The following is a 21,534-nucleotide window of genomic DNA, read 5'->3' on the forward strand; positions in this document are numbered from 1 at the left end:
GCACCGATCCTCCAAGGAAGGATGGGGTCGGGAGTTGTTCGAGCCGGCATCGGCCCCGAGCGGCGGCCCGGGGCGGGGTGGGTCTTCTACTTGATACCCGAGGCACGCGCCGCGGGATGCACGATCGGGGCCAAAATGGCTCGGAACCGAGCGGGGGGAGGATAATCACCACCCCCTGCCAGAGCAACCGACCATTTCCGTGTTCTGGCCATCTCGAATCTGGCCGATCCGTGGATCTGGTGGCGGGCTATTCGAGCCATCGGCTGCCGAGGATCCGCCCGGGCGCATCATTGCTGAGCGCTTCGTCGAGGAGCTTCGCGATTTCGGGGGGCTCGGGAGGATGGGGATCGTCAAAATCGTCGGGATTTGCTGGGGGATTGGCCGGTGGCGTGATGAGCACGGGTGAGGCCGGCGGCTCCTGTGCTCGCGCAGCGTGGGACTCGGGCCGGCCGGGCGTGGACGCCGGCTGCGATGCTGTCGGCGTCGTGCTCCCCGCGAGAATGGTTACCAATTCGTGGCGCCAGAGGCGGTCCGCGGAGATCAAACGCGGTCCGAACTCGTCGGTCAGCGACACGCCGCTGGGCCCGCCGGGCAGCTTCGCGACAGCCTGGAGCGCCAGATCCTCGGCCTCACGCCAGCAACCAGCGGCGAGCACGGCCTCGGCGTAGCGGTCGCGTGGACGGGCGTCGTTCTTCTTTGGCTCCACAACGGACTCGCGCTCGGTCTCGGGCCTCGTTTCAGGTTTTGATTCGGGCCTTGTTTCCTTGATCTGCGCGGGCTCTTCATCCGCCGGCTGCGGCTCGACACGGATCAAGCAGCGCCAGCCGGTGACACCCAGATCCCGGCCATCGTCGTCCAGGTTCCGCTCCACATCGATATTGAGCGTCATGCCCCACAGGTCGACCAGCGCTTCGGAGACCTCCTCGGGGCCGGGCAACTCGGGGCGATCGTCGGGGGTCAGCAGCACGCTGCGGTGCTCGTGGCTGACCGCGTCGGCCGCCATCACCTCGACCTGTTTGGCTTGGGGCGGCCGCCCGTCGGGCTTGCGGGCACGCCCGCCGCCTGTCCCGTTCTCCGCCCCGCTGCCCAGGTTGGGCAGCTCAAAGGCGGTCAGCAGCCGATCGACCCGTTCCTTTTCATTGGTCTCGACGCGGACGGTCAGCACCTTGTGCTCGTCGAGGAAGAAGTACATGAATGGCTCCTCGCTCATGGCGCCGAAGCCGCATAATCCATCTTCAAAGAGGAAGGGCTCGTACCAGCGGATGCCGTCGTAGAGCGACTCGACGCCCACCAGTTCGTAGGCGATGTAGGGGTCGATCTCCCGGAACGCGTCGTTGCCAAGCACGTCCAGGATTGGGTACACCCGCCCGGGCAGCAGGCTCAGCAGGGCCGAGCACAGGGGCTTGAGCCGCTCGGCCGAGACCAGGACCTCGTAGACGTAGCGGTCGGGCCACTCCTCCCACTCCTCGTCGCCGTCGGCGGGCTCGAAGTCGGCGGTGTAGCCGCTCTTGGGCGCGATGGGCTCGACGGGGTAGACACCCAGGGGGAAGGCAAAGCCGTTGACCCGGACACGTTCGAGGGCGGGGTTGAGCAGGCATCGGTGCATTGGGGGATGGTAGGGGGAACCGGCCGCGCACCGGCTGGCGTGGCAATTGCCAATTCCCTTCCCTCACTACCCTCCCCCATGGCCGGACTCTTCGATGGCACCGCGCTCGAGCAACCCGTGACGTGCGAGCGGTGCGGCAAGGCGGTCGATGGCTGCGCGTGCCCGAAGGTTGACCCCAGGGCCACCAGCCCGCGCGTGCGGCGCGAGAAGCGGCGGGGCAAGTGGAACACGATCGTCGGCGAGCTGGGGCTGCCGAAGGACGACGCCAAGGCCTTGCTGAAAGACCTGCGCACGGCCATGGGTACTGGCGGTGGCTTGGGCGACACGCCCCAAGGCGTGGAGATCGTGCTGCAGGGCGACCATCGCGAGGCCGTCGTCGAGCGGTTGAAGGCCGCGGGGTACAAGGCCAAGGCGGCCGGCGGCTAGGCGGTCGCGTCGTGGACGGCTTCCAGGAGCGAATCCAGCACTGTGGCCGGTGTGCCGCGCGCAGCCGATTCGAGCTCGGCTCGGTCGTGCGCGCCGCAGGTGAGGCCAAAGACCCTGCCGCATCCCGCTGCCAACCCGCTCTGGATATCGACGGGTGTATCGCCGGCATAGGCGAGCGCTGACGGGTCGGCCAGGCCTAGCCGGCGCATCGCCTCGTGGATGAGGTCGGGGGCGGGGCGGCCGTGCTCGACCTCGTCGCTCCCCACCAGCACGGCGGAATCCAGCTTTGAGACCTCTAGCAACCGCTCGGCGGGCTGGCGGGCGAAGCCCGTGACGTAGCCGACGGTGATGTCCTTGGACGCGAGCAGCTCCATCGCCTCGCGCACGCCGTCGAGCACGGGGGGTGGGTGCTGCTTGATGGCCTGGAGCATGAACGCGTCGAAGGCGTCGGTCATGCGGTCGATCAGGCCGGGCTCATCCACGCGATCTGGCGCGTGGGCATCAAGCACCTCGGCGAAGAGGTGGGCCTTCTTGCGACCGGTGTTCACGCGGATCTCGTCGGCGCCCACCTCGACGTTGAGCAACTCGCAGTAGACGCGATGGAAGACCGCCTCGAAGCCGCCCGAGCGGACGACGGTGCCGGAGATGTCGAGCAGGAAGGTGGTCATCATGGCGGGGATAGCAATTTGCGATTGGCAGTTGGCAATTGGCAAGATGGAACGGACGCGAGGAGCGAAGCCTTCGCCGCAGGCGAACCCGATTGCCTATTGCCCATTGCCAATTGCCACTCCTTCATGCCGGCCACTCGAAATCGGCAATCACCGGGGCGTGGTCGCTGGGCTGCTTGCCCTTGCGCTCGTCGCGGTCGATGCGGGCGTCGATGCAGGTGCCCGCCAGATCCTTGGTCGCGTAGATGATGTCGATGCGCAGGCCGTCGCCCTTGGGGAAGGCGAGCTGGCGGTAGTCCCACCAGCTATAGATGTTGCCCTCGGGGTGCCTGGCGTGGTGGGTGTCGACGAAGCCGAAGCCTTCGACGTGCTTGAGGCCGTCGCGGGCCTCGGGCACGCAGTGGGTGGTGCCCTCCCACTTCTCCAGCTTGGCGACGTCGGAATCGAAGGGGGCCACGTTCATGTCGCCGGCCAGGATGATCGGCTCGCTGTTCTTGTGCCGCGCGTCGAGCAGGGCGCGGAGGCGTTGCATCCAGGCGAGCTTGTAGACAAACTTGTCGCTGCCGACCTCGCCGCCGTTGGGGAAGTACGCGCTGTAGACGCGGACGCCGGCGACCATGGCCGAGATGAGGCGGGCGTGGTCGTCCTCGGGGCCGTTGTCGCCCTCGAAGCCCCGGACCACCTCTGTGGGTTGGGTTTTCGACAGAATTGCCACGCCGTTATAGGTCTTCTGGCCATACACCGCCGCGTGGTAGCCCAGGCGTTCGAGGTCGTCGGCGACCGGGCCGGGCAGCTCGGGGCTCTTGAGTTCCTGGAGGCAGACCACGTCGGGCTCGTGGCGTTCGAGGACGCCGGCGAGGCGTTCCTGGCGGACCTTCACGGAGTTGACGTTCCAGGTGATGACGCGCATGTGGCCGATGCTAGGTGGAAGTTGAGATCGGGCATATCATGGTTCGCCTAAGTCTGCCCATGTGGCGGATCGGGGCCGTGGGGTGAGATTTGTACGGGTATTAGACGGTTTTTATGTCCGATGGGCTTGGCCCCGGGAATCGGGGCGCATAGACCTTTCCTGTCCGATGTGATTGATACTGGAACTTGCTTGGGTCACGAGCCGGCACGTACGCCGGCAAGGCCCGAGCGCCCTTGGGGTATTGGCCGACCGAATCGGCCCGTCCCAAAAAACCGGAAGGATGCACTCGCCGTGCGCAACGGAATGACCATGGAGCAGGAACCCGCCTCAACGAACCATGGAGGCTCGGCCCGAGCCGGGCAGCAGGCCCGCCAGAACCAGAACAACCAACCCGAAGGCCAGCACGCGCCAGAGGCCGGCTGGGCCATGGCCGAGGAGTCCTTTGCTAAGGACGTCTTCACCGACGCCCAGATGCGGCGAAGGCTGCCCGCCGAGACGTACCGCAAGCTCCAGCAGACCATCCGCCATGGCGAATCGCTCGACGCGGGCATCGCCGACGCTGTTGCGGTGGCCATCAAGGACTGGGCGGTGGCCAACGGTGCGACGCACTACACCCACTGGTTCCAGCCGCTCACGGGGCTGACCGCCGAGAAGCACGACACGTTCGTCAAGCCCGATGGGCACGGCGGGGCCATCAGCGAGTTCACCGGCCAGGCGCTGGTGCAGGGCGAACCCGACGCCTCGAGCTTCCCCAGCGGCGGCCTGCGCACCACCTTCGAGGCCCGCGGCTACACCGCCTGGGACGCGACCAGCCCGGTGTTCCTGAGCCGGTACGGCGACACGGTTACGCTGTGCATCCCCACCGCTTTCGTGAGTTGGACGGGCGAGGCGCTGGACAAGAAGACGCCGCTGCTGCGATCGATGGACGCGATCAACACGCAGGCCATGCGCGTGCTCACCGCGCTTGGCGAGACCGATGGCGCGACGCGCGTGTTTTCTACTGTCGGGGCCGAGCAGGAGTACTTCCTGGTCGACGCCCGTCTTGCCGAGACGCGTGAAGACCTGACCATCTGCGGCCGCACGGTCTTCGGTGACACGCCCATCAAGGGCCAGAAGCTCGACGACCATTACTTCGGCTCGATCCCCGAGCGTGTGCTCAGCTTCATGAGCGAGGTCGAGCTCATCCTGAATCGCAAGGGCGTGCCCATCGCCACGCGGCACAACGAGGTGGCCCCCGGGCAGTTCGAACTAGCCGCCCACTTCGAGCCGGCCAATGTCGCGTGCGACCACCAGATGCTGGTGATGGAGACGCTCCGCCGCGTGGCTCCCCGACATGGATTTTTGTGTACGCTGCATGAGAAGCCCTTCGCGGGCATCAACGGCAGCGGCAAGCACGTGAATTGGTCGCTCTCGACCGACACGGGCCGCAACCTGCTGAGCCCCAAGAGCGAGCCGCACACCAACCGCACGTTCCACGCGTTCCTGGTGGCGGTCATCCGCGCCGTCGACCTGCACGCCGACCTGCTCCGCGCGAGCATTTCGAGTGCGGGCAACAACCACCGATTGGGCGCTAACGAGGCTCCACCATCGATTATTAGCATCTTCCTCGGTGACATGCTCACCGACCTGATCGAGCAGTTTGCGAGTGGCGGCACGGCCAGCAGCTCACGCCAGGGCTCCACGATGGACCTGGGAGCGCAGACGCTCCCCGAGTTCGTGCGCGATGCGGGCGACCGCAACCGCACCAGCCCGTTCGCTTTTACTGGCAACAAGTTCGAGTTCCGCGCCGTCGGCTCTTCGGCGGCGGTCGCCTTCCCGGTCACGGTGCTCAACACGATCGTGGCCGAGGCGCTCGCGAGTTTTGCCGACGAGCTCGAGAAGGCCGAGGACACGCAAGAGGCTCTCAGCTCGATCATCCAGCGTGTGTCGACCGAGCACAAGCGGGTGATCTTCAACGGCGACAACTACTCCGAGCAGTGGGTGGAAGAAGCCGAAAAACGCGGCCTGCCGCACATCCGATCGTCGGCCAAGGCGTTTCGAGCCCTGACCAATGACAAGAACCGCACGCTCTTCAACAGCCTGGACGTGCTCAGCCCGCTGGAAACCCAGAGCCGGGCGAACATCTTCGCCGAGAAGTACGCCACGCAGGTGCGCATCGAGGGCCTAACGCTACGCAACATGACCAAGACGCTCGTGCTTCCCGCGGCGCTCCGCCAGCTCACCGAAATCGGCAGTGCGGTCGCCTCGCTCATGGCCGCCGACATCGACCCTGCGGAGAACCGCACGGCGCTCGAGGAACTGGCGGGCTTGGTAGGCGAACTCCGGCGGAACCTCACGGCCCTCGACTCGGTGCTCGAAGGCGGCGAGCCCGAGTATCCCCTTGACGCGGCCGACCACACCGAGAAGCACCTCATCCCTACGATCGAGGCGGTCCGCACTCAGGTAGACGCGATCGAGAAGGTCGTGGCCAAGGACCTGTGGCCGGTAGCCGACTACAACGAGTTGCTGGTCATGCAGGCCTGATTCGGCGCACACCCCTGATTAAGTCTCGTGGCCCGGGCAAGCGTCCGGGCCATTTCATGCTCTGTCTTCTTGGCACGAATTGACCAGCAAAATGGCCTTGTGCTTGTCGGCGAATTCGGTTAATCTAGTGGGTTGACCCCAATCCGAACTAATTTTTGGAGGCCGAGATTATGGAGACTCGAATTCTCGTGGTGGGCTTGGCTGCATCAGCGATGTCCGCAGCGTGCATGGCCCAGGACGCGTTACTGCTGGTGGCGGATTCCGGAAACGACACCATCGCAGCTTTCGATCCATCCGATGGCAGCCTGGTCGACCCCGTGTTTATCGATCTTGTGCCCCTTGACGCCGGCACACCGAAGGGCATCGCTCAGGTCGGCGATGAGATCTGGGTGAGCGACCAGATCCGCGATCGCATCGACCGCTTCACGCTCGACGGCGACTTCATCGATTCCATCGGCGGGCAGGTGCCCGGCGGCGGGCTCGACAATATCCGCGGCGTCATGGTCATCGGCGACGAGGTCTGGGTGGCCAACTCGGGCACCAACAACGACGCACCGGGCGATGCTTTCGTCCGCATCGATCCCAGCACGGCCAGCATCGTGGGCAACATCCCAGTCGACGCCGATCCCTGGTTCGCGCTGCCCTACAACGGCGAGAATCTGCTCAGCTTTAGCGGCGATTCCCGCATCGATCGCGTGGACGACACCGGCGCGTTCCTCGGCACGTTCCTGCCCTCGGGAAGCCTGAACTTCCTCCAACAGATGAGCGAGACCAGTGCGGGCACCGTGCTCGTGGGCGCGTTCAGCTCGCCCTCGGGCGTTTGGGAGATCGACTCCGGCGGCGGGCTCCTTGACGTTGTCGCGGGCACGGCGGACTCCGGCGCACGAGCCGGCCGGGAACTCGGCGATGGGAACATCCTGTGGACCAACGGCGACGGCGTCAACGTGAGCGACCCGGTCTCGGGCGCGACGACGAACGTGCTCGACGGCAACGGCCAGTTCATCCTCCTTCTCGGTGAGATCGAAGGCTGCTACCCCGACTTCGACGAGGACGGCCAGTTAACCATCTTCGACTTCCTGGCCTTCCAGAACGCGTTCGATGGCGGCGACCTGCTGGCCGACTGCGACGAAGACGGCAGCCTCACGATATTCGACTTCCTGTGCTTCCAGAACGCCTTCGACGCCGGCTGCGATTAGTCCCAACCGGCCCGGAACAGCCTCAAACGGCCGCTCATTCGTGGGCGGCCGTTTATCCTTGTAAAATCCAAACATACGTTCGACTTGGTCGGTCCATCGGGGTAGCATTCCGCAGCGGGCACCGGAGAAACCCGCACCCACCCCACACGCCCGCCCGTGGTGGCCGGGCCAATTCAGGAGAAGGACCATGAGCGCCAACAGCACCGTCGACCCGAGCAAGACCGCCGAGACCCTGAAGGTGGGCAAGCGGCTTGTCGAGCTCTGCCAGCAGGGCGAGAACCGCAAGGCCATCGAGGAGCTCTACGCCGACACCGTCAACGTCGTTGAGGCGATGAGCCCGACCGACATGCCTGGTTACGACCAGTTGCCCGACGATGCCAAGAAGGCCCACTGCACGGGCACCACCGACAAAGCCCAACTGCTCGAAAGTTCCGATTGGTTCTTCGAGAACCACGAGATCCACGGCGGAGAGGTCACCGGCCCGTACCCACTGGGCGACGAGTTCGCCTGCTTCATGCGCATCGACTGCACGCCTAAGGTCGGCCCAATGGCCGGGCAGCGCATGGACATGAAGGAGGCCTGCCTCTACAAGGTCAAGGATGGCAAGATCGTCGAGAGCCGGTTCCATTACGCGATGGACTGCTGAGAACGCGGGAGAGGGAGAACGAGCCCACGTTGCAAGACGTGGGTTTTTCGATGCGCTTCCCGATGGCTAGAGCTCTTCCTCGAGCGCCCGACGGTAGCGTTCCAGCACGGCGGCCCTGGTAATCAACCCCAGCGGCCGGCGGTGGCCGGTCAGGTTTGGCGGGCCCAGCAGCGGCAGGCTGGCAATGTCGTCGTCCTCGAAGCGCTCCAGAACTACGTCGAGCGTGTCGCTGGTGAGCACCGCCGGCAGGTCGTCGCGCATGAGCTCGGCAACGAGCAACAGCGGGATGGCCTCGCGGTCGATCAGGGCCGTGCGCATGTCCTTGCCGGTCACCATGCCGATGGCGTCACCCTGGGCGTCGACCACCACAAAGTCGGGCACTCGGCTGTGGGCGTGCAGGGTGATGAGCTTGCTGAGCGGATCACTGGCATACACCGGCTCGCCCGGCAGCGGGATGACCGGCACGCTGGTCACCGCGATCTTGCGGAGGATGGCCAGGTCGCCCGTGCGGCCGATGCGCAGGCCCGCACGGCGGAGCGGGTGCGTGTAGATGTTGTCCCGGTCGATGGCCTGGCTCATGAGCGTGGCGACCACGGCCGCCAGCATGATCGGCAGCAGCACGTAGGGGTCTCGCGTCAACTCAAAGAGCATCAGGATCGCCGTCAACGGACCGTGCGTGCTACCCGCCACGACGGCGGCCATGCCCACGAGCGCGTAGGCCGCCGGGCTGCTCTGCTCGGGCAACAAGCCGATGCGGTCGAGCGCGACGCCCAGGGCCGCGCCGCCGGCGGCGCCGATGAACAGGCTGGGCGCGAACACGCCGCCCGAGCCGCCGCTGGCGAGCGTCACGCTGGTCGCCGCACCCTTGAACAGCACGAGCAACGCGATAAGCCATACAGCGAGTGGCAACGCCGCCGACCCGTGGGCACCGTGCCCTCCGGCGTCACCATGCGCCACGGCATCGGCCGCGACCACGGCTGTCTGATAGCTGCCCGGGTCGAGCAGCCAGCGGATGGTCTCGTAGCCGTTACCGAAGAAGCTGGGGATGTCGGTGGCCTCGCTGGAAGCATCTCCACCCGCGGCCCGCACCATCAGGATCCAGCCGATGCCCATCGCACCCAGCACCAGGGCACCGGTGATGGGCGCGACGAACCAGTGCAGCTTCAGGCGGGCGTACAGATCCTCGCAGGCGTGCAAAGCTCGGTTGAAGCCGATGGCCAGCAGGCCGCACAAGAGCCCCAGCACGATGTAATTGGGAAACTCGAGCGCGGTGAAGTTCAGGTCGCCCAGGGCCCGGACGGTGAAGATCGCTTCGTTCTGCCCCTGGGCCATGTGCGTGACGGCCGCCGCGAACACGGCCGACACCACGATGGGCGTGAACGTCTTGAGCGAGAAGTCGCGAAGGAGGATCTCGAGGGCGAAGAAGACGCCGGCGATGGGCGCGTTGAAGATGGCCGCGATGCCCGCCGCCGCGCCGCAGCCCACGAGCGTCATCATCTGCTCGCGGTCGACGCCGATGCGCTGGCCCACGACCGAGCCGGCCGTCGCCCCGATCTGCACGATGGGGCCTTCGGTACCGGCCGACCCGCCGCTGGCAACCGTGGCGATGCTGGCGGCGACCTTGGTCAGGCCAACCCTGGCGGGGATGTGCCCGCCCTTCTCGATCAGGGCCCGCATGACCTGCGGCACGCCGTGGCCCTTGGCGTCGCCGGCGAACAGCCGAACGAGGATGCCCGTGAGCGTCAGGCCGATGACGGGCCAAACAAACAACAGCCACAGGGGCATGGCGATCTGGGAATGGCGGACCTGGGCCTCGGCGTAGTGCAGGGTCCACGCGAAGCCCAGGGTTCCCAGGCCCGTGAGCGTGCCCACCACGGCCCCGAGGCACACGACGTACCACTCCTTGCGCAGCCTCAGCCGCTTGGTGAGGATCGCGGCAATGCTCTGCTTGGGGTCGGCCATGGGAACCGTCAATATAGCGGGTTCTCGGGTCGGATTCGTGCCGAGCGGTCCCGCTGCGTGGCGAGCCCCGGGGTCCGCTAGCCTCCCCGGTCGGGTGAGGGGGCCTCGTGGGCCCGAAGCCCGACCTTGAGGGGAACACATCATGCAGCAATTGAGCCAGACTCGATTTGTGGTGGGCGTCGTGGGCGCGTTCGCCGTCGCGGGCGGCGCGGCCGCCGACGAGCTCATCGTGCCCAGTCCGGACTATCGCGATATCGCCGCGGCTGTCGCGGCCGCCAGCGCGGGCGACGAGGTCGTGCTGCTGGACGGTGTGTACGAGACCACCGCCGACCGCAACATCACCATTGGCGTGCCCATCACCATCCGCTCGGCCTCGGGCGACGCGAGCGCCGTCGTGCTGCGCGGGCCCGAGGGCATGTTCCCGTTTCCGACCGATCGGGCGTTCACCATCAACGCGTCGGTCACGATCGAGGACGTCACCTTCAACCGCTTCTGGGGCGACGTGGGCGGGGCCATCCTCGTCGAAGGGGCCGACCTCACCGTCGAGCGCTGCGTGTTCGATGGCAATCGCACGGGCGACGAGTTCGGGTGCCAGACCCGCCTGGGCGGCGCGATCGCGGTGCACGGCGGCGGCTCGCTGGTAGTCACCGCCAGCACGTTCACCGGCAACGGCGCCGCGCACCCCGGCTGCGCGGGCACGGGCGACGCCCGGGGCGGGGCCATCCACATCGACGGCGGGGCGCTCACGATTCTCGACAGCCGGTTCGAGGACAACTCGGTCTCGGCGAACCTCTCGGGCACCGGCGGGGCGATCCACGCCCAGGACGCGATCGTCACGCTGACCGGCTGCACGCTGGTGGGCAACCGCGTCCGCGGGGTCTTCGTCGGTGGCGGGGCGCTCGAGGTGCGCGGCGGCACGCTGGCCATCATCGGCGGCGTCGTCCGCGGCAACGAGGCCAGTGGGTCGGGCGATGACTTCGCCAGCGCCGCGGGCGGGGGCATCGCCGCCCGCACCAGCGCCGCCCTGGTCGGCGTGACCATCGAGGGCAACACCGCCACGAGCGAGTGGGGCTCAACCGGCGGCGGGCTGCTGGCCACCGGCCCGCTCACGGCGGCCAACCTGGCGGTCACCGGCAACGCCGTGGCCATCGACCTGCCGTGCGACGACCCGGTCTGGGAGTCCTTCGCCGCCGGCGGCGGGCTGTTCATCGGCGCGGCGGCCGAACTGGCCCACGCCACCATCACGGGCAACACCTCCGACTGCCAGGGCGGCGACGTCGCGGTCGGCGACGGCGGATCGCTGGCCCTGCGCAACGCCATCGTCCGCGGCGACATCGACGCGGCGGTCATCGACGCGCTCTACAGCAACGTCACCGGCGGGCTGCCCGGCGAGGGCAACATCGACGCCGAGCCCGCCTACGCCGACGGCCTGCGGCTCGCCAGCGGCTCGCCGGGCGTGGACGCGGGCGCGGTCGCCCTGATCCCCGGCGACGCGTTCGACCTGGACGGCGACGGCGTCTTCTTTGAGCCTCTGCCGCTGGACCTCGACGGCGGGCCGCGCCAGGCGGACGACCCGGCCACGCCCGACACCGGCGCCGGGCCCGCGCCGATCCCCGACATGGGGGCCTACGAGCTGGCCGCCACCCCGTGCCTGGCCGACTTCGACGGCGACGGCCAGCTCACCCTCTTCGACTTCCTCGCGTTCCAGAACGCGTTCGACGCGGGCGAGTTTCGGGCCGACCTGGACGGTGATGGCGAGCTGACCATCTTCGACTTCCTCGTGTTCCAGAACGCCTTCGACGCGGGCTGCGAGTGATCGGACCAATCGGACACGGCCGCCAGCGATGATCGGGTTCTAGAAGGCAAATCGGCCCCCACGGGCTCCCAGCCCGGGCCGGACACGACCGCCGGCCTGCCCGGACATGACCACCGGGGCCCCGGACGTGACCACCGGGGCCCCGGACACGACCACCGGGGCCCCGGACACGACCACCGGGGGCCCGGTCATGGCCACCGGGGCCCCGGACATGGCCACCGGGGCCCCGGACACGACCACCGGGGGCCCGGGCGAGACACCCGGGCCCCCGGCTCTACACTGCCCCCCACCCGTCCCGAGCCCCGCCGGAGGATCCATGGCCAGCCCGACCAACACGCCCCCCACCAACCCCCACTACCCCCACTACCCCATCGACGAGACCCACAACCCCAAGCTGGAGAGCTGGGTCGAGAGCGCCAACGACCCGGGGACGGACTTTCCGATCCAGAATCTGCCGCTGTGCCGCTTCGCACCGCCCGGCGAGTGGGGCCTGTGCGACCATCTTGGCGTCAGGATCGGAGACAGCATTCTCGACTTGTCGGAGGTCGCCAATCAGGTCGCAATCCACTCGGACTCGGGCGGGCAAGCCGAAGCGGAGATCTACGACGGCGAGAACGAATCGCAGCTCTTCGCCGAGTGGTCGGGACCATTCGGTCGCAGGATTCGCAAGCGCGTCCAAGAGATCCTCGGCACATCGATCGACGCCGAGACCCGCAAGAAGCTCGAATCGCACCTGCACGACGTAAAGGAGTGCGAGTTCGATCCTCCGGCGACCATCCACGACTACACCGACTTCTACGCCTCGCTCTACCACGCCACCAGCGTCGGCAGCATGTTCCGGCCCGACAACCCCATCCTGCCCAACTACAAGCACATCCCCATCGGCTACCACGGCCGGGCGTCGAGCATCGTGCCCAGCGGCACCGAGGTGCGTCGGCCCGTCGGCCAGCAGGCGCCCGCCGAGGACGGCGGCAGCCCAAGCTTCGGGCCTTGTAAGCTGCTCGACTACGAATTGGAGATGGGCGTGGTCGTCGGGCGAGGCAACGAGCTGGGCGAGACGATCGACATCGCCGACGCCGAGCAGCACATGCTCGGCCTGTGCCTGGTCAACGACTGGTCGGCCCGCGACCTGCAGAAGTGGGAGTACCAGCCGCTGGGCCCGTTCCTGGCCAAGAGCTTCGCGACGACGGTGAGCCCCTACATCGTGACGATGGAGGCGCTCGCGCCGTTCCGCGTGCCCGCCTTCGAGAGGGACGCGGGCGATCCGTCGCCGCTGCCGTATCTTTCGAGCGAGAGCAACAGCACCGCGGGTGGTTTTGATATCACGCTCGAGGTGTACCTCGCCAGCGAGCAGATGCGAGCCAAGAACATGGACCCCATCAAGCTGAGTAGCGGCAACTTCAAGGACATGTACTGGACCCTCGCCCAGATGCTCACCCACCACAGCTCCAACGGCTGCAACATGCAGCCCGGCGACCTGCTCGCGTCGGGAACAGTCTCGGGTAAGACGCGCAACAGCCGCGGCTGCCTCTTGGAACTCACCTGGAACGGCGACGCCTTCGCCAATCCCCCCATGCTCGTGCCGGGCACCGACCGCACGCCCATCACCCTGCCCACCGGCGAAGAACGCAAGTTCCTGGCCGACGGCGACGAAGTCATCATCAAGGGCTACTGCGAACGCGAGGGCTTCCGCCGCATCGGCTTCGGCGAGTGCCGGGGGATCATCACGCCGGCGAGGAGCGTGTAAGAGCGCGTCTTGCACTTCACGAGCCCCTTGCGCGAGCGAGGGGAATGGATGTTCGAGCGTCTATTCCCCTCGCTCGCGCAAGGGGCTCGTTATTTACGCAGCTGCCCAAACCGCCATGGCTTCTCCGCCGCCCGCACGCTTGGCACGCCAGCGAACCCCGAGACCTTCTCGGCCCGCTCGACCGACACGATCGCGTCCGGAGCGATACGCGCGACCTTTTCCATGACATCGGGCACGATCTTCCGCCGCACGGCCAGGAAGACCATCTCGACCGGGCCCTCGCGCGTGAAGCCGCCACCGCCGCCCTCGCCGTCGACGCGGGTGGTGTGATAGCCCTTGCGCCGCAGGCGTTCGGCCAGAAGCAATTCGGGGCGTGGGTTGATGACCCGGATCACACGCCAGCCAATGGCAAGGCGTTGCTCGATCTCCATGCCGATGAGCGTGCCCACGGCGAAGCCCGCGCCGTAGGCGACCAGGGCGACGACGCTGTCGATGTGCTGGATGGCTTTGCCCACGGCCACCATCCAGATCATGACCTCGAAGAAGCCCAGGATGGCCGACGCGTAGCGGTGCCCGTTCATCACCATGATCATGCGGACCGTGCCGATGGGCACGTCGAGCAGGCGGGCGCTGAAGATAAGCAGCAGGACGTACCATTCGGGCATGGGTGGGGTCTCCGGGAAGCCCGAATCTTCCCATCATCCATGCCCGCGATCAAGCGACTTGCCTAGCTAGGGCAGGCTGTCGTAGAACTCATCCAGGTCGGCCTTGAGCTGCTCGAGCGAGGGCTGGTGCACATACATCATGTGCCCGGCCGGGTAGTAGCCCAGGTCGATTCGGTCGCGGTACTCGGGGTCGAGCTTCATGCGGTTCAGGGTCGTCTCGGCCGCGAAGAAGGGCGTGGCCAGGTCGTGGTGGCCCATCGCCACGAACACCCGCGTGTGCGGCTGGCGGTGCATGGCATCACGCAGCCGGTCGGCCACGCTGACGTAGCGGTCTCGACCGGCCCCGCCGTAGTCCCAGGGCCACACGCCGGTGAGGATCTCGTAGGGCAGGTCGCTCTCGTACTCGAGTTCGCCCCGCACGTATGCGTTCAGGGCCTCGGTGTAATTGCTGCGGATAGCCTCGTACGACGAGTCGTACGAGTAACTGTCACCGACATGGTCGCCATCGATGCCCTTAAAGCGGGCGTCGAGGCGGCCGACCGTCTTGCCACGATGCCGGAGCAGTTCCTTGGCAAAGCGGGGCAGGCTAACGCGGAGGTCGGCGTCTTCGAGGTACTGCGGGCTGAGGCCCGTGAGCTCGGACATGGTGGTTCGTACGCGGTTCCGTTCGGCTTCGTCGAGGCTCGCGCCGCGGAGCAGGGCGGGCAGGTAATCGTCCAGGGCGAACCGCCGGGCCTCGGCGATCACGTCCTCGACGGGCCGCTCCTGCCACTTCTGGGGCAGGGCCTCGTGGTAGTGGGCCGTCGCGGCGTAGCTGGGCAGGAACATCACGAAGGGCAGGTCGTTGCCCTCGCCGAAGCGGATGGTCTGGAACTCGAGCACCGGGCTGACGAGGATGACGCCGGACGTGGCGATGCCGTGGCGCGAGTGCAGCCGCTGGATGAGGCCCGCCGCCCGCGTGGTACCATAGCTCTCGCCGGCGATGATCTTCGTGCTCCTCCACCGCTGCTCGCGGGTGAGGTACATGCGGATGAAGTCGGCGACCGAGTCCAGGTCGCTCTCGAGCCCGTGGAACTGCTTCTCGCTGGTCTCGCCCTCGGCCCGCGAGAATCCGGTCGACACCGGATCGATGAACACGAAGTCGCTCTTGTCGAGCAGGCTATGGGCGTTGGGAATCACGCTGTAGGGCGGGGGGCCCGGGTTGCCCACCTCGTCGGCGTACGCAACGCGCATGGGGCCGAAGATGCCCAGGTGCAGCCAGACGCTGCTGGAGCCCGGGCCGCCGTTGAAGCTGAAGGTGATGGGGCGCTCGGCGGCGTCGGGGAACTGTGCGCTGTCCGCCCCGCCGTCAATCTTGCGATAAGCCATGTAGAACAGGCTGGCTGTCGGCTCGTCCTTTTCGTTGACGAGGGTGATCGTGTCGGCGGTGGCCTCGTAGTGGATCGTCTGGCCGTTGATCTCGACGCTGTGGCGCGTGACGCTGGGGGCGTCGGGGTAGCGCTGGAAGGTGGCCTTGGGGGTGGGCTCTTGGGGTTCGGGCTCCTGGGCGAGCCCGGCATGGGAAGACAGGATCATCGCGACGAGAAGGGCAAGGTACTTCATGGACGATGATATGACCCCGCGCACCGCGCGAGGGGCTCGTTATCGACGAATTGGGAAGCCCTTACCGCTTCTCGATCGGCGTGTATGCCACCTTGTGCGGCCCGACGTAGTTCGTCGTCGGCCGGTACAGACGGTTGTCCTCGAGCTGCTCGATGACGTGGCCGGCCCAGCCCGCCAGGCGGCTGAGGGCGAACATGGGGGTGAACAGGTCGAGCTTGAGGCCGATGCAGTGGTACGTGGTGGCGCTGTAGAAATCGACGTTGGGGTAGATGCCCTTGCTGGCGACCTCACGCTCCATGACCACCTCGATGGCGTGGCTCTTCTCGTACAGGTCCATGTTGCCCGTGTCTTCGGCCAGTTGCTTGGCCAGGGTCTGGAGCTCGCTGGCGCGGGGGTCCTTGGACTTGTAGACGCGATGGCCGAAGCCCATGATCTTGTCTTTGTTCTTGAGCTTGTTCGTGACGTAGGTCTCGGCCTCATCAGTGGACTTCAGCTCGTTGAGCATGACCATCACGCCCTCGTTGGCGCCGCCGTGCAGCGGGCCGCGGAGGCTACCGATGGCCGCCGACATCGCGCTGTACAGGTCGCTCAGCGTCGAGATGACCACGCGGGCGGTGAAGGTCGAGTTGTTGAGCCCGTGGTCGGCGTGGGTGATCATGCAGATGTCGAAGGCCCTCGCCATCGCGGCGGTGGGCTTCTCGCCATTGAGCATGTACATGAAGTTCTCGCTGAAGCCCAGGGACTTATCCGCGGGCACGAACGCCTCGCCGCGGCGGTGGCGGTCGAACGCGGCGACGATCGCGGGCGTGGCGGCCAGGATCCGCAGCGACTTCTCCCGAGCGCTGGGCACGTCGTTGGCGTTCGGATTGGCGTCGAAGAGCGCCAGGGCGCTCACCAGCGTCCGCAGCACGTGCATCGGCTGGGCGTCCTTGGGCATGCCCTTGACCATCTCCAGCACGCCCTCGGGCGGGTCGTAGTTGGCCCGAAGGCCCTTGGTGAAGGCGTCGAGCTCGGCCTGGGTGGGCAGCTTCTTGTTCCAAAGCAGATAGACCGTCTCCTCGAAGGTCGAGGAACTGGCCAGGTCGCCGATAGCGATGCCGACGTACTCCAACACCCCCTGCTGCCCGTCGATGAAGGACATTTCGGTCTCGGCGGCGACAACGCCTTCCAGGCCTTTGCTGAACTCGGGCATCTTCTGCGATCCTCCTGCTGGTGCAAAATGGGCGGGCCGATCGGCTCGCGGGGGTAGTTTTGGGTCGCAGTCTAGTCGGGCTGGTGGTCCGGGGAGGGCCGGGCGAGGGCCGGGCGAGGGCCCCTGACGAGCCTTTCACACCCAACCCCCGCTGCCGGGGCCTGCGGCGGCTGATTGCGGTACCATCGGCCGTGCTGATCCCCCTGGGCACCGACCGACCGCTCCGCCGAACCCCGGTGGTGACCTATGCGCTGCTGGCGCTGAACGTCGTGGCATATATGGTCCAATCCGCCCTGACGAAGGACCCACTCAGCCCGGTCGCGGCGATCGTCTGGAACGCGGTCCTCGTCCCCGGGGTCAGCGGCTGGTGGACCTGGGTGACATACGCCTTCCTCCACGGCAGCCCCCTGCACCTGCTGGGCAACATGGTCTTCCTCTGGGTCTTTGCCCAGGCCGTCGAGGACCGCTTCGGCCGCATCGGCTTCTCAGCGTTCTACCTGGTCGGGGCGGTGGCTACCGGTGGAGCGCACGCGCTCTTCAGCGAGCACGCCGTCGTGGGCGCGTCCGGCGCCGTCGCGTGCTGCACGGGGGCGTACCTGGTGATGTTCCCGCGGGCCAACGTCAGGGTGCTGTTGCTGCTGTTCGTGGGCGTGACACTGTGGCCGGCGTGGGTGTTCATCGCGCTGGCCATCAGTTGGGACGTCCTCACCTGGGCCCGCGGCGGTATGGGCGTTGCCGTGTGGGCTCACTTCGGCGGATACGCCTACGGCTTCGCGATCGCGTTCACCCTGCTTGCCTTCCGGGTGGTGCCGCGCGAGCCGTACGACCTGTTCATGGTCATCAACCAGAAGCGGCGGCGCAACCAGATCCGCAGCGCGGTCCGCAGCGCCGGGCTCGACCAACCCATGGCCGCCAAGCCCCCGCGCCGAGAGAAGCCTCCATCCCCCGCCGACGCCGCCGCCGAGCTGCGCCGTGGCATCGAGAACGCGCTGAAGGACCGCCGCCCCGGCTCGGCCGCCACCATGTACCGCCGCCTGATCGAGAACCACGAGAATGCCGAGTCGAGGCTTTCCCGTGACGTGCAACTCGACCTGGCCAACACGCTGTACCAACGCAAGCAGCACGAGCTGGCCGCCCGGGCGTACGAGGGCTTCCTGAAGGCCGAGGGCGACGACGACGAGGCCCCCATGGTCCGCGTGCTGCTAGCCCGAGTGCTGGCCGATCACCTGGACGACGCGGGCCGCGCCAAGGATCTGCTGCGCCAGGCGTTGCTCGAACTGCGCGATCCCCAGCTGCGCGAGCTGGCCCAAGCCGACCTGGACGCGCTCTAGAAGGAGGCACGCCGATGCCACGAACCCGCATCAAGATCTGTGGCGTGGGCGATATCAAGACCGCCGAGCTGGCCGCCGACGCCGGTGCCGACGCCATCGGCCTGGACTTCCGCCCCGATGCCCGCTGCCACGTCGACCCGCATCTGGCGGCCGACATCCTGTCCTCCCTGCCGCCCTTCACCACCGCGGTGGCCGTCTATGCCGACCCGACGCTCGACGACTTCCTCGACGCCGAGGCGATCTGCCCCGCCCCCTACACCCAACTCCACGGCCACGAGAAGGACAACCTCGTCCGTCGCATCGGCCCGGACGCCATCAAGTCCATCAAGCTGGACCCGGCGAACCTCGACGCCGACCTGCGGCACTGGCACGGCATCGAGGAAGTGTGCGCCATTCTGGTCGAGGCTCCCGCCGAGGCCGATTGGGACGCGCTCGCTCCGAAAGTTGCTCGGGCGATTGCCCTTACTCCAGCGCGGGTTCTCCTTGCCGGTGGGCTCACACCCGAGAACGTCGAAGGCATCGTGAAGGCAACGAAGCCCTGGGGCGTCAGCGTTTCAGCAGGCGTTGAGGCCGGACCGGGCGTGAAGGAGGCCAGCAAGTGCCGCGCGTTCTGCCAGGCCGTTCGCTCCGCCGATGTGGCGCGTTGAGGGAATACTCGGCGGTTGTGCCGGCATTCGCACGGCTCACCTGTTCCCAACACCCCCACTGGAGACCGCCATGAGCACCATCGACATCAACGGCAAGGTTGCCCTGGTCACCGGCGCCAATCGCGGCATCGGCAAGGCCATCACAGAGACCCTCCTCGAGAACGGGGTATCCAAGGTCTACGCCGCCGTGCGCAAGCCCGAGAGCGCCCAACCGCTCATCGACAAATACGGCGATCAAGTCGAGGCCATCAGATTTGACCTGACCGACGAAGCGAGCATCAAGGCCGCCGCGGGCACCGCGTCGGATACGCAGATCGTCATCGCCAACGCCGGCGTGCTCCGCACGTCCAGCGCCCTGGACGACGACGCGATCGACTCGATCGAGTTCGAGATGAACAGCAATGTGTACGGGCTCATGCGCATTGCCCGAGCGTTCGCCCCGGTGCTCAAGGCCAACGGCGGCGGCGCCCTCGTGCAGCTCAACTCGGTCGTATCGGTCAAGACGTTCCCCGACATGGCCACGTACTGCGCCTCAAAGGCCGCCTCGTACGCCATCACCCAGGCGCTGCGGGCGCAGCTCGGCGAGCAGGGCACCGCCGTGTTCAGCGTACACCCGGGCCCCATCGCCACCGACATGGGCAGCCAGGCCGGCCTCGACGACGTGGCCGAGCCGCCAAGCCTGGTCGCCAACGCGATCCTCAAGGCGTTCAAGACCGGGGAGTTTCACATCTGGCCCGACAGTATGGCCAAGCAGATTGGCGACGCCTACCAGAGCTTCGCCCAGAACGTCGTGGAGGCCGAGATGGCCGAGGCCTGAGCCCTACGCCCCGATGAGCCGCGCGTAGATCGACCGCGCTTCGGCAGGGTCTTCAGTCCCCGAGATGATCGCGCGGCCGTCGGGGAAGATCGTCAGGCCGTATCGCTTGTTGCCCTGACTCGTTTCGGCCTTCAGCAACGGGCCAACGCGCTTGCATGGGCCGTGGGCGGCGAGGCGCTCCGCAAGCCCACCTAGCGCCACGACCGCTTGGTTCGAGGGCGTGACCTGCACCGCGCCTCGCCCGCACAGTGCCACGGCTTCGCTGCCCGACGAGCCATCCAGGTAGTCGAACAGACCACGCCCGCAACACCGACACGCCGAGCGATCACCCGCAAGGTCTACCAGCCGCAGCCGACGACGCGTGCTCTTGAACAGATCGAAATCGAGCATCGTGCCGCTCAGCAGGTCGAGCCTGCCCAGCAGCACCTTCATCGCGTCGGCGGCCTGCTGGGCGGCCACGATCGCGACCGAGGGTCCGAGTACGCCCGCGGTGTCGCACGTCGGCACGCTGCCCGAGGGCGGCGGCTCGGGCAGCACGCACCGCAAGCAAGGCGTCGAGTGATCGCCATTCCCCGGCACGAACGTCGCCGCCATTCCTCGGCTGGCGATCACCCCGCCGTAGACGTAGGGCACGCCCAGCTTCACCGACACGTCGTTGAGCAGGAACCTCGTCTCGAAGTTGTCGGTACCGTCGAGGATGGCATCGCACTCCTCCGCCAGCCGTTCGGCGTTCTCGCTTGTCACGTCAGCAGTGACCGGTTCGATCGTGATGGTCGAATTGATCGCGCGCAGCCGCGCTGCGGCGGCGATGGCCTTGGCGTTCCCAACATCGGCCTCGGCGTACAACGTCTGTCGTTGCAGGTTCGTGGGCTCGACCACGTCACGATCGACGATACGAATGTGCCCGACGCCCGCTCGCACGAGCAGATCAGCCTGCGCACACCCGAGCGCACCGCATCCAACGATGAGCACCGAGCAACCAGCCAACCGCACCTGCCCGGCGTCACCGATCTCTGGCAGCAGCTTCTGGCGGTGGTAGCGATCGACCGGCATATCCATAAAGAAAGGCTACGCGATCGCACAATACGAAATACGAGCCCCTCGCGCGAGCGAGGGGAATGGATGCTGATACACGCAAAACCCCTCGCTCGCGCGAGGGGCTCGTTGGTTGTGCAATCGACTCTGGCTCGCCTTACGCGAAGTGAGCGAACGCCTTGTTCGCGTCGGCCATGCGGTGGACCTGATCGCGAGTGGTCATCGCCTTGCCCTCGCCGCGGGCGGCGTTGTAGAGCTCGTCGGCGATGCGGCCGGCCATCGGGCGGCCCTTCTCACCCCGAGCGCTCGTAATGATCCAGCGGAACGCGAGGCTCTGCTGGCGGCGGCCCTTCACGGGCTGGGGCACCTGGTAGTTGGCACCACCGATGCGCTTCGAGCGCACCTCGACGTAGGGCTTGACGTTATCGATGGCCATCAGAAAGAGCGTCAGGGCGTCCTCGGGGGCGTCCGGGTTGCTCTCCTTCTTCAGGCGGGCGTCGATCAGGTCCATCGCGTCGTAGATGACCCTGGTGGCGCGGGTCTTCTTGCCATCGCGCATCACGCAGTTGATGAACTTCGCCAGGGTGATGTCGTTGTAACGGGGATCGGGACGCAGTTGGTCCTCGGAAGCGGTAATCCGACCGGCCATGCGAATCTCCTTTGGCTCATCCGTCGACCGTTCGGGGCCGACCGTTGTTCACCCCGCCATGCACAGAGTGCAGACGGGATTACTTGCCATGAAATC

At 67.0% G+C, this 21,534-nt stretch carries 18 protein-coding genes; 9 read left to right on the plus strand and 9 right to left on the minus strand.

The features are described from left to right. Positions 1–247: 247 nt before the first annotated feature. Positions 248–1,606, minus strand: a complete 1,359-nt coding sequence (locus tag NCW75_08055) for a hypothetical protein (protein UYV11255.1) — start codon at positions 1,604–1,606, stop codon at positions 248–250. Between the two features lie 78 nt (positions 1,607–1,684). Here NCW75_08055 and NCW75_08060 point away from each other — a divergent pair, with 78 nt between their 5' ends. After that, positions 1,685–2,032, plus strand: coding sequence for a translation initiation factor (locus NCW75_08060; GenBank protein UYV11256.1), 348 nt, complete (start codon positions 1,685–1,687; stop codon positions 2,030–2,032). Here NCW75_08060 and NCW75_08065 read toward each other — a convergent pair. Beyond that, entirely contained in the window at positions 2,029–2,703 is a 675-nt protein-coding gene (locus tag NCW75_08065) for an HAD hydrolase-like protein (protein UYV11257.1), read from the minus strand. The genes NCW75_08060 and NCW75_08065 overlap by 4 nt on opposite strands. A 121-nt stretch (positions 2,704–2,824) precedes the next feature. Further along, the gene (locus tag NCW75_08070) at positions 2,825–3,610 is read right to left on the minus strand and encodes an exodeoxyribonuclease III (protein ID UYV11258.1); all 786 of its coding nucleotides are present in this window, start codon (positions 3,608–3,610) and stop codon (positions 2,825–2,827) included. Between the two features lie 291 nt (positions 3,611–3,901). Between NCW75_08070 and NCW75_08075 the strand changes: the two genes are divergently transcribed. From NCW75_08075 to NCW75_08085, 3 genes are all read left to right on the plus strand, one after another. Then, positions 3,902–6,133 carry a glutamine synthetase III gene (locus tag NCW75_08075; protein UYV11259.1) on the plus strand — a complete coding sequence of 744 codons (2,232 nt, stop codon included), beginning with the start codon at positions 3,902–3,904 and terminating at the stop codon, positions 6,131–6,133. Between the two features lie 170 nt (positions 6,134–6,303). Beyond that, positions 6,304–7,329 carry a hypothetical protein gene (locus tag NCW75_08080; protein ID UYV11260.1) on the plus strand — a complete coding sequence of 342 codons (1,026 nt, stop codon included), beginning with the start codon at positions 6,304–6,306 and terminating at the stop codon, positions 7,327–7,329. 187 nt (positions 7,330–7,516) lie between these two features. Further along, positions 7,517–7,975 carry an ester cyclase gene (locus NCW75_08085; GenBank protein ID UYV11261.1) on the plus strand — a complete coding sequence of 153 codons (459 nt, stop codon included), beginning with the start codon at positions 7,517–7,519 and terminating at the stop codon, positions 7,973–7,975. Positions 7,976–8,041: 66 nt separating this feature from the next. Here the strand turns inward: NCW75_08085 and NCW75_08090 are convergent, their stop codons facing one another. Beyond that, positions 8,042–9,937 carry a chloride channel protein gene (locus NCW75_08090; GenBank protein UYV11262.1) on the minus strand — a complete coding sequence of 632 codons (1,896 nt, stop codon included), beginning with the start codon at positions 9,935–9,937 and terminating at the stop codon, positions 8,042–8,044. A 142-nt stretch (positions 9,938–10,079) separates the two neighbouring features. Between NCW75_08090 and NCW75_08095 the strand changes: the two genes are divergently transcribed. Next, positions 10,080–11,753 carry a right-handed parallel beta-helix repeat-containing protein gene (locus tag NCW75_08095; GenBank protein ID UYV11263.1) on the plus strand — a complete coding sequence of 558 codons (1,674 nt, stop codon included), beginning with the start codon at positions 10,080–10,082 and terminating at the stop codon, positions 11,751–11,753. A 316-nt stretch (positions 11,754–12,069) separates the two neighbouring features. Further along, the gene (gene fahA / locus NCW75_08100; protein ID UYV11264.1) at positions 12,070–13,500 is read left to right on the plus strand and encodes a fumarylacetoacetase; all 1,431 of its coding nucleotides are present in this window, start codon (positions 12,070–12,072) and stop codon (positions 13,498–13,500) included. Between the two features lie 89 nt (positions 13,501–13,589). Here fahA and NCW75_08105 read toward each other — a convergent pair whose 3' ends face one another. The 3 genes from NCW75_08105 to NCW75_08115 all read right to left on the minus strand — a co-directional run bounded on the left by NCW75_08105 (position 13,590) and on the right by NCW75_08115 (position 16,959). Continuing rightward, entirely contained in the window at positions 13,590–14,165 is a 576-nt protein-coding gene (locus NCW75_08105) for a DUF5698 domain-containing protein (protein ID UYV11265.1), read from the minus strand. A gap of 66 nt (positions 14,166–14,231) precedes the next feature. Next, complete coding sequence (locus NCW75_08110; GenBank protein UYV11266.1) at positions 14,232–15,767, minus strand: hypothetical protein; 1,536 nt, start codon at positions 15,765–15,767, stop codon at positions 14,232–14,234. Positions 15,768–15,828: 61 nt separating this feature from the next. Then, positions 15,829–16,959 (minus strand): citrate synthase, encoded by a 1,131-nt coding sequence (locus tag NCW75_08115; protein UYV11267.1) that lies wholly within the window; start codon positions 16,957–16,959, stop codon positions 15,829–15,831. A gap of 191 nt (positions 16,960–17,150) precedes the next feature. On the opposite strand from NCW75_08115, the gene NCW75_08120 reads away from it, so the two are divergent. The 3 genes from NCW75_08120 (at position 17,151) to NCW75_08130 (ending at position 19,754) form a co-directional block, all read left to right on the plus strand. Beyond that, complete coding sequence (locus NCW75_08120) at positions 17,151–18,290, plus strand: rhomboid family intramembrane serine protease (protein ID UYV11268.1); 1,140 nt, start codon at positions 17,151–17,153, stop codon at positions 18,288–18,290. 14 nt (positions 18,291–18,304) lie between these two features. Further along, entirely contained in the window at positions 18,305–18,937 is a 633-nt protein-coding gene (locus NCW75_08125; protein ID UYV11269.1) for a hypothetical protein, read from the plus strand. Between the two features lie 70 nt (positions 18,938–19,007). After that, positions 19,008–19,754, plus strand: coding sequence for an SDR family oxidoreductase (locus tag NCW75_08130; GenBank protein ID UYV11270.1), 747 nt, complete (start codon positions 19,008–19,010; stop codon positions 19,752–19,754). 3 nt (positions 19,755–19,757) lie between these two features. Here the strand turns inward: NCW75_08130 and NCW75_08135 are convergent, their stop codons facing one another. Then, the gene (locus NCW75_08135; GenBank protein ID UYV11271.1) at positions 19,758–20,813 is read right to left on the minus strand and encodes a ThiF family adenylyltransferase; all 1,056 of its coding nucleotides are present in this window, start codon (positions 20,811–20,813) and stop codon (positions 19,758–19,760) included. A 133-nt stretch (positions 20,814–20,946) separates the two neighbouring features. Further along, positions 20,947–21,438, minus strand: coding sequence for a 30S ribosomal protein S7 (gene rpsG / locus NCW75_08140; GenBank protein ID UYV11272.1), 492 nt, complete (start codon positions 21,436–21,438; stop codon positions 20,947–20,949). Between the last annotated feature and the right edge of the window lie 96 nt (positions 21,439–21,534).

The sequence above is a fragment of the Phycisphaera sp. genome, from assembly GCA_025916675.1.
Taxonomy (GTDB): Bacteria; Planctomycetota; Phycisphaerae; order Phycisphaerales; family UBA1924; genus JAHCJI01.